Raw genomic sequence first — 12,405 nt, 5'->3', positions numbered from 1 at the left:
ATGAGCAACGCACTACTTGATGTTGAGAACCTACACGCACAATTCGACACACACGAGCGAACCGTCCATGCGGTCAACGGTGTCTCCTTCAAGGTCGACCGTGGTGAGATTGTTGGCCTCGTCGGCGAGAGCGGGTCGGGAAAGTCGGTCACTGCACGCTCCATCGTGGGGCTGGAGTCGCCGGCTGACATCACCGACGGCAGCGTTCGGTTCGACGGTACCGACCTCACGGAGTGTCCGAAGTCCGAACTTCGCCGGCTTCGAGGGACGCAACTCTCTATCGTGTTCCAGGACCCACACAGCACGCTCAATCCTGTTTTTCCTGTCGGCGAACTCATCGCCGAGGCGCTCAAAGTGCACGAGTCGCCAGAGCGACAGTCGCTGCTCGATCACCTGCACACACCGTTGTTCAATCGAACCGAACAGTGGCGGGACTGTCGTGAGCGAGCGATCGAGTTGATGGAGGACGTGGGCCTCGCCGATCCGGGTTCACTCGCGGATGACTACCCCCACGAGTTCTCGGGTGGGATGCGCCAGCGCGCGATGCTCGCCATCGCTCTGGCCTGCAACCCGGATCTACTGATTGCCGACGAGCCGACGACGGCGCTCGACACGACGACGCAGGCCGCGATTCTCGACCGTCTGGAGCGGCTGACCGCCGACCGCGACATGGGGACGCTGCTGATCACGCACGACCTCGGAGTCGTCACGGACGTCTGCGACCGCGTGGTCGTGATGTACGGCGGGCAGGTAATGGAGAGTGGACCAACCAAGCGGGTTCTCGCGGAGCCCCGCCACCCGTACACTCGTGGGCTCCTCGCATGCCTGCCACAGCGCGTGAAGCCGGGCGAGGCGCTCCAGACGCTTGAGGGACGGGTCCCGGAACAGACCTCGGCAGTCGAGGGGTGTTCGTTCGCGCCGCGATGTTCCCACGCCCGCGACTGCTGCCACCAGTATTCCATCCCCGCGGTTGATGTCGGGGAGGAACACACGACCCACTGCGGAGAACTCGAGCACGTCCCGACCGGGGAGCCCGGATCGGGCACGACCGACGAAACCGCTGGGAACGCCCCCGAGAAGGGGGACACGCTGTTTGAACTTGACGGTGTCTCCAAGTTCTTCGGCACCAGAAACTCGCTATTCGACCGTCTCACGGGTGAGACGCCGCCGGTTCGGGCCGTCGACGACATCGACATCGCGGTTGCGCGCGGTGAGACGCTGGGCATTGTCGGCGAGAGTGGTAGCGGAAAGTCCACGCTCGCGGGGTTGCTGGCCGGTATCTACGCTCCCACAGACGGGACTATCCGTCTCGACGGCGAACCCGTTGGCACTGTCTCCGAGCGAACCCATGAGCAGATCGCCGACCTCGGGTATGTCTTCCAGAACCCACAGGCTAGCATCAACCCACGCCACACGGTGGGAGCATTCATCCGGGAACCGCTGGTCGAGCTGGATTGGTCGGGAGACCATGAAGAGCGCATCGAGGAGGTGCTCGAACTCGTTGACCTGGGTCCGGACCTGGCCGATCGGCGGCCACACCAGCTCTCGGGTGGTCAGCTCCAGCGAGTCGCCATCGCACGTGCCATCGCGCCGGAGCCGCAAGCCCTCGTCCTCGACGAGCCGACCAACGGGCTGGACATCTCCGTCCAGGCGAAGGTACTGAACCTCCTGACGGAGCTCCAGCGCCGGCTCGGTCTAACGTACCTCCTCATTTCACACGACCTCTCGGTCGTCAGGCATGTCGCTGACAGGACGGCTGTGATGTACCTCGGCCGAATCATGGAGCGGGGGCCGACCGAGCGGCTGTTCACGCAGCCGACCCATCCGTACACACAGGCGCTGCTCGGCGCGGTTCCGACCGTCGACGACGAGGGGCTCGCAGGCGTCGAGGGCGATGAGGTGCCCAACCCAAGGGACCCGCCAAGCGGCTGCGTTTTCCACCCGCGGTGTCCGATGGCCGAGTCAGAGTGTCGGGAACGCGAACCACCACTCGATGATATCTACGGGGTTGAGTCCCGATGTCACTTCGCTGAAGCGGCCGTCACCGCAACGGCGTTCGACGACGCAACCGATCATCGAGAAGAGAACACACTGGAGACTCATCCATGACAGAATATGGCGTCACGATCGTCGGCAGGTCGGCTGGCTGTGCAGTCAGAGTCTTTATCGCCTGTAGCGACCTCGAAACGTGCGTCCTTGATTGCTGCTTCGGTACTTCTTGACCTGTACGTATCGTTCGTCGGGTAGTCACAGAGAAGGTATGCGTACTGTTCTATGACTCTCTGGCCAGCACGTAACGGAGCAGTTCGCTGCACGCGAGAGGTTACTCTCGAGTGACGATCCGGTCGATGAGGCACTTGAGTCACTGGCTGGTGCAGGGACGGACGCTGCCTGACTGGTCACATCGGCTCACCAAATCCGACGGGCATTCGTGGACGACTCCGAATAAACGCGAAACAATCGGCCACCCGTGAACCGAAATCCGAGAGGTAACAATAAAGAATCGACCCGCCATAGCGCAGGTATGGACTTTGCGCTCTCGGCGGAGCAGCAACAGATTCGGGACATGGTTTCGGAGTTCGTCGACGAGGAAATCGTTCCTGTCGCGGACGAGATCGACCACGAGGACGAGTTCCCGCAGGACCTTGTCGACGAGATGGCTGATCTCGGTCTGATGGGAATGCCGTTCCCTGAGGAGTACGGCGGAGCCGGCCTCGACTACCACTCTTACGCGATCGGACTCGAGGAAATCTCGCGTGGCTCCGGCGGCCTCGGGACCGTCGTCGCCGCTCACACCTCGCTCGCGGGGAACATGCTCTACGAGTTCGGCGACGACGCGCAACTGGAGGAGTTTCTGACGCCACTTGCAGCAGGCGACGATGTCGGTGCGTTCGCGCTCTCCGAGGCAGGCGCGGGCAGTGACGTGCCGGCGATGGAGACCACCGCGGAGAAGGACGGCGACGAGTACGTGATCAACGGCGGCAAGCTCTGGATCTCGAACGGCTCCGTCTCGGACACCGTTACGGTCTTCGCGAAGACTGACCCCGACGCCGGCAACAAGGGTATCTCCTCGTTCATCGTCCGTCCCGAGGAGGACGACGGCTTCATCGTCGAGAACACGGAAGAGAAGCTCGGCGACAAGGGCTGTCCAACGGCTGAACTCCGATTCGACGACCTCCGGATTCCCGAGAATCGCCTCCTCGGTGCCGAGGGCGACGGCTTCGTGCAGGCACTGAAGACGCTGAACGGCGGCCGGATCACCATCGCCGCCCGGAGTATCGGCATCGCTCGCGCAGCGTTCGAGGAGGCCCGGGACTACGCCGGCGAACGCGAACAGTTCGGCCAGCCGATTGGCGAGTTCCAGTCGATCAAACACAAGCTCGCGGACATGGACACGAAGATCCAGGCGGCCCGGATGCTGATGCACAAAGCCGCAGACAAAAAGATCCGCGGCGAGAACTTCATCAAGGACGCCGCGCAGGCGAAGCTCTACGCCAGCGAAATCTCCCGCGAGGTCGCAAACGAAGGCATCCAGATCCACGGTGGCTACGGCTACACGAAGGACTTCCCTGCAGAGCGCTTCTACCGCGACGCCAAGCTAAACGAGATCTACGAGGGCACGAGCGAAGTGCTACGGAACACGATTGGCGATCAGGTACTCGATAACTGAGCCGCTTCAGTCGACCGTCTTTCTCGCGGTTTTGCCTTTCACTGCCCGCTTTTCCGGCTCCGTATTCGGATCCATCACCGCCGCCACAGCATCGCCGTTCGATACACATATCTAACACGACTGTCGTGAAGAAAACGAGCGATGTCCATGCGTACTCGAGTTGCCCTCCTGCTCCTCCTCGGAATCGGGCTGTTATGCAATCCGTTCTATCTCTGGCCCCACCACACTGGCGACGCACACGAACTGCGTGCGAGTGAGACGACGATTACGGCGGATAGTGCGACGGCTGTTCCGGTGGACGACCTGCCGCCGGAGACGAGAACGGCTGTGGAGTCTGCAGTCGTGACACTCGAGTCGGCCGATGACCTGCCGGTCGGCTGGTACCACAGCGACCAGGGCGGTGGCCACGACTGGCCGCGATACGAGAGCGAGGCGGCAGTCCCGATGACGGGACTGTCTGAAACCGGTCCACCGACTGTCACAGTCGAGGAGACGGAGTATCTGCTGACGACCGTTGCGGTCGAGCGCTCGCCGCCCGTTCTTCCCGAGCAGTTCCGAATCCCGGTTGGTTTCGCCGGCGCGCTGGCGCTCGCGTTCGGTGGGTTCCTGGCCACTCGCGGGACGGTACAACTGACGACCCGTGTCGCATGGGCCGTCGTCGGCGTCTGGTCGGTCGTTCTCCTGGCAACAGCCGCCTACGACGGGAGTTTCGCGGGTGTTTCCCTCACGACGGTCCACGAACTTCCGCTCGTTGGGATAGAACTTTCCACAGTCGCTGGTGAACTCCTCGGAACAGCTGTTTGGGTCCTGCCTGCAGTCGGGCTCGTTCTCGGCGTCGGCTTCCGGCGCGAGCGGTGGCGATCCGGTGTCGGCGGGACGGGTGAACTCCTCTCGGTCCTCGCGTTGCTGGCGGTCACGTGGCCGTTCACGCTGCCGGGTGGGGCGCTCGGTTTCCTGATCGGTCAGGACCGACGCTCGTAGCCAGCGATTTATCACCGTTCAACGATCAGCGTCGAGACACGCCCCCATCCACTCGTACTGGTCGTACAACCGCTGCTCGCCCGCCTCGGTGAGCGCGTACACGTCGTGCAGCCCCTCTGTTCGTTTCTCGACGAATCCCGTGTCCACGAGTGCCGACAGCGTGCCGTAGAACGACTTCGGTTCGATCCGGTCGTCGTAGTGGGACTCGAGTTGGGACTTGAGCTGCTGGCCGCGGAGTTCGCCGCGGTGGGCGGTCTGGCTCTCTGCGTCGGCCTCACGATCTGCAGTATCCGAACCGCTGGCTGCCGCCAGCAACACACAGATGTCCCGTCGTCGCCCGCTCTGGAGCCACTTGGTCATACGCAGTTTCGGTTCGTCCGGCGCACGAGCGTTACGGTTCGAATTCTGTTCTCATTCTGTTCGAGTTCTGTTTGGGTTCGGTGGGGCTCGACTCCGAGTTATGATTTCCGTGCTACCCACTCCGAAACCCAGCCAAGCGCTGCCCAGCACAGTCCACCCGCCAGACTCAGTGCACCCACCGCAACCTCACCCACCTCGAATCGCGCGACGCCACTCGAGTCCACTTCGTGTCGGAAGAGAAGTAGGCGGTCGGTAGCCAGTTCGACGGTGCCGGTGCCGGCGGCGAGGGAGGCGAGGACGAGGGCGATGACGGTGGTTCCAAAGAGAGCGAGCGTTGCGACAGCACCGGTGACGACCAGCGAGAGCGCCTGCAGTCCGGCGAATTGTGGCGTCCCGTCGCCGGTGCTGGGGTTTGACTCGGGGTCGTAGACCGCGAACCCCTGTACGTCGTCGTTCGGCAGCGCATCAACCCGGACGCGGCTTGGATACTGGAGCAAGACGGCAGCCATCCAGAGGTCGCCGACTGAACCAGCACCGTTCACCGCGAGCGCGAACACGAGGAGTACGGCGAGCAGGTGTTCCGGCATGGCTGCCATGAGCAGGAGTCCGCCCGCGGTGAGCAGGATAAACGGAGAGACGAGACTGATGAGCAATTGGTTACGGGTGAACCGTTCGCCGCCGACGGCTGCGTAGGCGTATGGAAAAAGCGCGTAGGAGAGCCCGACTCCGAAGGACGGCTCGCTACCATAGTGTGCCATAAAGAGGCCGTGACAGGCCTCGTGGAGCACGACGACCACACCGAGGACGAGCGCTGCAAGCGCAAGCCAGAACAGCAGTGTTCCGGACGGAAGCACGGGGATGGCGACCTGGGCGAGGTGTTCTCCGCGGAAGCGCGCGTGCAGGTGGACACCATAGTAGCCGAGCGCGAAGAAACCGACGACCGAGACGACGAGCCACTGCAGGGCGACGACCCGTGTCAGTCGGAACTTGGCGACGGGCTGGGAGGGCGAGGAAGCCGACTGTGATTCGGCTCGTGTCACGCGCAAACTGTCCGCCGGAGGCAAAAAAGGAATATCGGTTCCGGTTCGCGTCACCTGCCACGACGAACCGATACTTTCCCGGTGGCTGGCCTGCGAGTAGGAGTATGACCCAGGACGCTGAGACGGACGATGCCACGACGGAAACGACGACAACCGCCACCGCCACCGCCAACGGCATCCGTGCCACCTACGACGAAACCGAGACCGAGCGCCGACTCGAGTTCGTCGCCGGCAGTGAGGACGACAGGACGGACGAGACAACACTGCGTGCGGCCGGCACCGCGGCTATCGCTCAGAACATCGAGGGCTACGCCATGCTCAAGGTTCGACCAACTGCAGATGGCGACGAGCTCGAGCGCTACTACGGCTTCGATATGGCGCTCGACCACGCGGCGGAACTGCTCGGTGTCTCCCAACACGACCTGCCGATTCCCGAGGCGGCTGAAGACATGGGAATGTAATCTGCCCCTCGAAAATATAGCCGCTTGCTCGAACACGTTCGCCCTCGACACTGCGAGAAACCGACGGGACAGCCGCGAAAAACGGGAGCCATAAATACGCGGAGTCGAACGCTCTAAACGAGAGTAGCCGTGGCAACCGAATTCGAATCATTTCCCCGTCCGATCCGGACGCGTCGGCGCTTTTCAGGACTGCTCGCAGCGACCGCGCTCGGCGTCTACCTCCTGTTGATCGTCGGCGCAACGACTTCGCTGACGGACGCTGCCGCGGCCTGTTCGACCTGGCCGACCTGCCACGCGCCAGCCGATCCGCTGAACCAGACCCAGCTCGTCGTCGCCTGGGGCCATCGTCTGGTAGCCGTCCTCGTTGGCCTGCTCGTCGCGGCAACGGCTATCGCGGCCTTGTTCGGCGACGTTTCCCGCCGCGTTCAGGTGGCTATCTTCGCCGGAACGGTGTTATACGCCGTCCAGATCGGCGTCGGTGCTGCGACGGCAGTGCTCGGTCCTGCTGCGGTCATGCCGGGGCTCCACCTCGGACTCGGTCTCGTGATCTTCACTGCCATCGTCCTCGCACTCGCCTGGGATCTCGAACTCGCGACCGGTTCTGCAGATGACGATGGACTCGAGTTCGGCACGCCAACAGGCGGGCCAGCGAATCCAGAACCGGAGCCAGCACCGGCCGCCGATGACGCGACGACTGGGCTCTCCCTGCCCGACAGTCGCCTCGCTCGCGTTCGGCTCACCGCATTTGCGTACTTCAAGATGATGAAGCCACGGCTGATGTGGTTGCTGTGTCTCGTCGCGGCGGCGGGGATGGCGCTCGCGGCAGGCCCCGCGCTTACACCCGATGTCATTCTCGCCACGCTCGGCGGCGGTGTGCTTGCGATCGGCGCGTCGGGGACGTTCAATCACGTCCTCGAGCGCGACGTGGACAAGCGCATGTCCCGGACCGCGGACCGGCCACTTGCGACTGAACTGATTCCGGTCCGCAACGCCATGCTGTTCGGACTGTTTCTGACAGCAGCGTCGCTGTCGGTCTTCCTGACGATCAACATGCTCGCGGCAGCGCTCGGACTCGCTGCAATCCTGTTCTACAGCGTCGTCTACACGCTGTTGCTCAAGCCGAATACGGTCCAGAACACGGTCATCGGCGGTGCGGCGGGCGCGCTTCCGGCGCTGATCGGCTGGGCCGCCGTGACGAACGAAATCGGGCTTCCGGGGCTCGCGCTCGCGGGCGTGATCTTCCTCTGGACGCCGGCGCACTTCTACAACCTCGCGCTGGCGTACAAGGACGACTACGCCCGCGGTGGCTTCCCGATGATGCCCGTCGTCCGCGGCGAGACGGAGACGCGAAAACACATCATCTACTACCTCGCGGCGACGCTCGTCAGCACGGTCGCGCTCGCCTGGATCACCGACCTCGGCGCGCTCTACGCCGGGACGGTCGTCCTCTTCGGTGGTGTCTTCCTCTGGGCCTCTATCGTCCTCCACTTCGAGCAGACCGAGGCCGCGGCGTTTCGCGCGTTCCACGCCTCGAACGCCTTCCTCGGCGCTGTGCTCGTCGCGATTCTCGTCGACGCGCTCGTGGTGACGACGCCGCTGTTCTAGGTTTCCGTTTCAGCCCTTGAGCCGGCTACTGTACCCCACCACGAGCCTCGTCGATCCGCTCGAACTGTTCGTCCGTGAGGTCTATCTCGACCGCGCCGGCGTTCTCCTCGAGTTGGTCCGGCGAGCGCGCGCCAACGATGGGGATGCACGTGAACCGATCCTGTTCGATGAGCCAGCGCAGCGAGACCTGCGCCGGAGTAGCCTCGACCTCGTTCGCGACGGATTCGACGGCGTCGAGAACCTCCCACGCTCGGTCGGTCGCGTAGCGATCCTCGAATAGGTCGTCGAGATTCCCTCGCGAGCCGTCGGGTGCCTCGACACCGCCGTCGTCGGTGCGTTCGTACTTGCCGGTAAGGAAGCCGCCGGCGAGCGGCGAGTACGGACAGACCGCCAGATCTTGATCGGCACAGACATCGAGGTAGTCGCCGACGGCGTCGTAGTGGGCGGCGTTGACCATCGGCTGGGTGACGTCGAAGTGTTCGAACCCCTCCACGTCGCTGGTCCAGAGCGCCTTGGTGAGTTGCCAGGCGGCCATCGTTGAGGCACCAAGGTAGTGGACTTTCCCCTCGCGGACGAGTTCGGTGAGGACGGACATCGTCTCTCGAATCGGCGTGTTCTCGTCCCAGCGGTGGATGTAGTAGAGGTCGAGGTAGTCAGTGCCGAGCCGGTCGAGAGTGCCCTCAATCTGAGCGTGGATGTGTTTGCGCCCGAGTCCGGAGTCGTTCGGACCGGGTTCGCCCCAGCCGTCGAACGAGAAGTAGACCTTCGAGGCGATGACGAAGTCCTCGCGGTCGTGGTCTGTGAGCCACTCGCCAATCCACGCCTCGCTGGTGCCGTCGGGATCACCGTAGACGTTTGCCGTGTCGATGAAGTTGATGCCGTTCTCCCAGGCTGCATCGAGCAGTTCGTGGGCCTCCTCGCGGCCAGTTTCGACGGTGTCACCGTGTTTCTTGCCGAAGCGCCAGGTGCCATAACAGAGCTTCGAGACGGTCGTGCCGGTGTTCCCGAGTGTCGTGTACTCCATATTCGTCTGGACGTATTTTCCCGGATGCCAAAACAGATGGGGCGACGTGGGCCGGTTGCCGGCTCTGCGTACTGGTGTCCGTCTTTGGGATTCCCACCACAGAATCTGACCACATACTTGTATATATTTGGCCGGGTCGGGTGTAGTGTTGGGCACAAACCCGAGCATTAATGAGCATCCCAGCCGGCAACTCGAGTAATGACCGAGATCATCGACGGCAACGCCGTCGCGAGCGAGATTCGCGAGGACCTGACCGACGCCATCGAGACGCTCGCCGACGCGGGCGCGCGTCCCGGGCTGGCGACGGTGCTGATGGGCGACGACCCAGCCAGCGAAACCTACGTGAATATGAAACAGCGCGACTGCGAGGAGGTCGGCATCGAGAGCTACCACGTCGACGTCGGCGGCGATGCATCCCCGGAAACGCTGTACGACGAAATCGCCGCGCTCAACGAAAACGACGATGTCCACGGCTACATCGTCCAGGCCCCCGTCCCGGACCACGTCGACTACCGCGAGGTCATCCGTCGCGTCGACCCCGCCAAGGACGTTGACGGTTTCCACCCCGAGAACGTCGGCCGCCTCGTCGCCGGTGACGCCCGCTTCCGTCCCTGCACTCCCCACGGCGTCCAGAAGCTACTCGAGTCCGCTGGCGTCGAGATCGAGGGCAAAGACGTGACAATTGTCGGCCGCTCGGATATCGTGGGCAAACCGCTCGCAAATCTGTTGATCCAGAAGGCCGACGACGGCAACGCGACGGTGACGGTCTGTCACTCCCGAACGAACGACCTGGCCGAAAAGACCCGTAGCGCGGATATCGTCGTCGCAGCGGTCGGCGTACCGGAACTGATCGATGGCTCGATGGTCGGTGATGATGCGGTCGTCATCGACGTTGGTGTTAATCGTGTGGATGCAGATACCGAGAAGGGGTACGAACTCGTCGGTGACGTCGAGTTCGAAAGCGCGAAAAAACAGGCGAGTGCGATTACGCCGGTGCCGGGCGGTGTCGGTCCGATGACACGCGCGATGTTGCTGTACAATACGGTCAAAGCTGCGAGTCTGCAGGAAGGGATCGACGTTTCGCTGCCCTGAGTCCGTCGTCTGCTTTTATACGTCCGTCTCGAGTCGCTCCAACCGATCCTGCGCTTGCCCAAGCGCCACCTCGTCACCGCGAAGCCCGTCTGCCAGGTCACGGGTCGCTTCGACCAGCCGATCCGCGGCTGTCGGCTCGATGTTACCGTCTAACAGTCGAATTCGCTTGACGTGCTCGCCGAGGGACTCGAGTACCTGCCGTTCCGATTTCGCCAACTCCTCCTGTGTTCGTCCTGCCTCTCCCTCCTCGAGCCAGGTGCGAACGTCGCGACGATACTCTCGAATGGCGTTTGCGACGGCGAGCCCGCGCGCTGCCTGCAGCCCGGGTGGGACCTCGTCGGCCGACGGACGCTCACCGCTGTCGGCGTCGCGGAGCAAGGAGAGGAAGTACAGTTCGTCCCGGTCGTCGAGCGAGGCATCGTACTCGAGTTCCCGAGCGACGATGTCGGCGACGTGTCTGAGTTCGATGGCGGCGAGGTAGGTGTCGTCGAGGTCACGGAGGTCACCAGCGTTGATGAAGCCGCGCTGACGGATATACTCGCGACAGCGGTCGCGGGCGCGGTCGGCGAGCTCACCTGTCGACGTGTCGTCGATGTCGGAGCGGATGGGGGTGAGATCGAACGGGACCTGCAGGTCGGTGTGTTCGGTTCGATTGTCGGTGCCGACGCTGCGGAGGCTGCCACAGCCCGGACAGTCGATGCTGCCGGTTTCGTAGTACGACCACCGGGTCCCACACTCCGTACACTTGCGCTCGCCCCGAATCTTCATGGGGAGGTCTACGGAGAGGATACAAAAAGTCCTCACGGAGTCGGGGTTCCTGTCGACAGTTGACAGTGAGTGGTGGGACTGCACACCTGTTGCAATGCTACGAACGGGAGTCGTTTGCTTCCGGGTGTGGGCCGCGGAGGAACACTGCGGCAGCGGAGAGTCCGCCGACGCCGACGGTGAGCCAGTAGGTGCTGAGTCGGTAGATAAGTGCGATCGTGAGCGCGGTGGCGAGTTCGAGGCCGCCGAGCGTCGCGAGGACCCCGGTCACCATCGTTTCGACGCCGCCGGTACCGCCGGGAGCGGGGACGACCGCGCCGAGTTTTCCGAACGCGACGGCGAGTGCGACAACAGGGAGTGCCAGCCGGTACCCGAGTGCGAGCGCGCCGAGATAGACCGGTAGCATGAGAAAGAGCATTCCCAGGTGTGCGAAGACGATGGCGGCGACGAGCGCCATTCGGTCTGCTGAAATCGTGTCGATCGTCTCGTAGAACCCGTCAAGGCGCGATCGAACGGTCTGTTTCGTAAACCGATCCTCGAATCGGCCTGAGAACCGACAGAGGAGTCTCCGAACTCCCGTCGTCACCCACAGGACCAGCGTGTAGACGACCGATGGGCGGCGGACCGTGACGAAGACGACGCCGACGACGACCGAAAACAGGCCGGTAAATGCGAGCAACTGCAGGGAGAGGTCCGTTCCGAGCGCGCCGGTGACGACGATCACGCCAAGCGCGACGAACCCGTAGGTGTAGTAGAGCACGTAGTTCAGCAGATCTGCGGAGAGTATGCCAGCGAGTCCGTCTTCAAAGGCCATCTCACCGCGTTGTGACACGAGATAGGCCACGAACGGCTCGGTGGCAAGCTGGCCGTAGGGTGTGACGTACTTGATGAACATCGCGCTCAGAAAGAGCGCGAGGATTCGTATCCGGGGCAGCGTGTCGTCAACCAGCGAGAGGAACTGTTCCCAGACGAGTGCTCGAAAGGTCAGTGCGAGTAGTCCCGATCCGAAAGCGAGTCCGAGAAACCGATAGTCGGCACTCGAAAACTCTCCGGCGACGGCACGGCCGCCGACGATGCGGATCAGGACGCCCAGGAGGAGGAGGGCGAGGACGAAACCAAGGGCGATCCGACGGTTCACATACGAACATTGCATTGAGTCTACAATTAAGTTGCGAATAGTTCCACCCAACGTTCATCACCGAGTGGTGATGGCGGGCAACGACGAACGGAGGAAACAGTGGCGTTGTGAGAGCCCACACTCTTTCTCGTCCCGTTTCATATCCGGTCGGGTTTGGTGACTGTTGTGTCACCAAACGAGTGACTACTTCGTGAAACGACGCCTACACGCAAATTGCCCTACTAGACCGCCGCTCCAATAACATGTTACGTGAGTCCACACACCTCGAA

Annotated in this window: 11 protein-coding genes; 6 read left to right on the top strand and 5 right to left on the bottom strand. The window is 63.0% G+C overall.

The genetic code is table 11. The features are described 5' to 3' along the window. The 3 genes from C482_RS16470 (at window position 1) to C482_RS16460 (ending at window position 4,651) form a co-directional block, all read left to right on the top strand. Window positions 1-2,109 carry a dipeptide ABC transporter ATP-binding protein gene (locus tag C482_RS16470; protein ID WP_006168886.1) on the top strand — a complete coding sequence of 703 codons (2,109 nt, stop codon included), beginning with the start codon at window positions 1-3 and terminating at the stop codon, window positions 2,107-2,109. Between the two features lie 415 nt (window positions 2,110-2,524). Next, window positions 2,525-3,670 carry an acyl-CoA dehydrogenase gene (locus C482_RS16465; RefSeq protein ID WP_006168885.1) on the top strand — a complete coding sequence of 382 codons (1,146 nt, stop codon included), beginning with the start codon at window positions 2,525-2,527 and terminating at the stop codon, window positions 3,668-3,670. 141 nt (window positions 3,671-3,811) lie between these two features. Beyond that, window positions 3,812-4,651 carry a hypothetical protein gene (locus C482_RS16460; protein WP_006168884.1) on the top strand — a complete coding sequence of 280 codons (840 nt, stop codon included), beginning with the start codon at window positions 3,812-3,814 and terminating at the stop codon, window positions 4,649-4,651. 18 nt (window positions 4,652-4,669) lie between these two features. On the opposite strand, the gene C482_RS16455 is transcribed toward C482_RS16460, so the two are convergent. Next, on the bottom strand, window positions 4,670-5,011 hold the full coding sequence (locus C482_RS16455) for a PadR family transcriptional regulator (protein ID WP_006168883.1): 342 nt from the start codon (window positions 5,009-5,011) through the stop codon (window positions 4,670-4,672). A gap of 98 nt (window positions 5,012-5,109) precedes the next feature. Beyond that, window positions 5,110-6,051: a DUF3267 domain-containing protein gene (locus C482_RS16450; RefSeq protein WP_006168882.1), complete on the bottom strand. Its 942-nt coding sequence runs from the start codon at window positions 6,049-6,051 to the stop codon at window positions 5,110-5,112. A gap of 104 nt (window positions 6,052-6,155) precedes the next feature. Between C482_RS16450 and C482_RS16445 the strand changes: the two genes are divergently transcribed. Together C482_RS16445 and C482_RS16440 are read left to right on the top strand one after the other, a co-directional pair. Beyond that, window positions 6,156-6,512 carry a DUF7111 family protein gene (locus tag C482_RS16445; RefSeq protein ID WP_006168881.1) on the top strand — a complete coding sequence of 119 codons (357 nt, stop codon included), beginning with the start codon at window positions 6,156-6,158 and terminating at the stop codon, window positions 6,510-6,512. A gap of 129 nt (window positions 6,513-6,641) precedes the next feature. Next, entirely contained in the window at window positions 6,642-8,117 is a 1,476-nt protein-coding gene (locus C482_RS16440) for a heme o synthase (RefSeq protein WP_006168880.1), read from the top strand. Between the two features lie 25 nt (window positions 8,118-8,142). On the opposite strand, the gene C482_RS16435 is transcribed toward C482_RS16440, so the two are convergent. Beyond that, entirely contained in the window at window positions 8,143-9,141 is a 999-nt protein-coding gene (locus C482_RS16435; protein WP_006168879.1) for an aldo/keto reductase, read from the bottom strand. 198 nt (window positions 9,142-9,339) lie between these two features. Between C482_RS16435 and folD the strand changes: the two genes are divergently transcribed. Continuing rightward, window positions 9,340-10,233 carry a bifunctional methylenetetrahydrofolate dehydrogenase/methenyltetrahydrofolate cyclohydrolase FolD gene (gene folD / locus C482_RS16430; protein ID WP_006168878.1) on the top strand — a complete coding sequence of 298 codons (894 nt, stop codon included), beginning with the start codon at window positions 9,340-9,342 and terminating at the stop codon, window positions 10,231-10,233. Between the two features lie 15 nt (window positions 10,234-10,248). Here folD and C482_RS16425 read toward each other — a convergent pair whose 3' ends face one another. Both C482_RS16425 and C482_RS16420 read right to left on the bottom strand, forming a co-directional pair. Then, window positions 10,249-11,001 carry a DUF7117 family protein gene (locus C482_RS16425; RefSeq protein WP_006168877.1) on the bottom strand — a complete coding sequence of 251 codons (753 nt, stop codon included), beginning with the start codon at window positions 10,999-11,001 and terminating at the stop codon, window positions 10,249-10,251. Window positions 11,002-11,098: 97 nt separating this feature from the next. After that, complete coding sequence (locus C482_RS16420) at window positions 11,099-12,136, bottom strand: lysylphosphatidylglycerol synthase transmembrane domain-containing protein (protein ID WP_049896899.1); 1,038 nt, start codon at window positions 12,134-12,136, stop codon at window positions 11,099-11,101. Between the last annotated feature and the right edge of the window lie 269 nt (window positions 12,137-12,405).

Origin of the sequence: Natrialba chahannaoensis JCM 10990 (genome assembly GCF_000337135.1) — an archaeon.
Classification (GTDB): domain Archaea; phylum Halobacteriota; class Halobacteria; order Halobacteriales; family Natrialbaceae; genus Natrialba; species Natrialba chahannaoensis.
The sequence above is the reverse complement of the archived record's forward strand: the minus strand, read 5'-3'. Positions and strand labels throughout refer to the sequence as shown.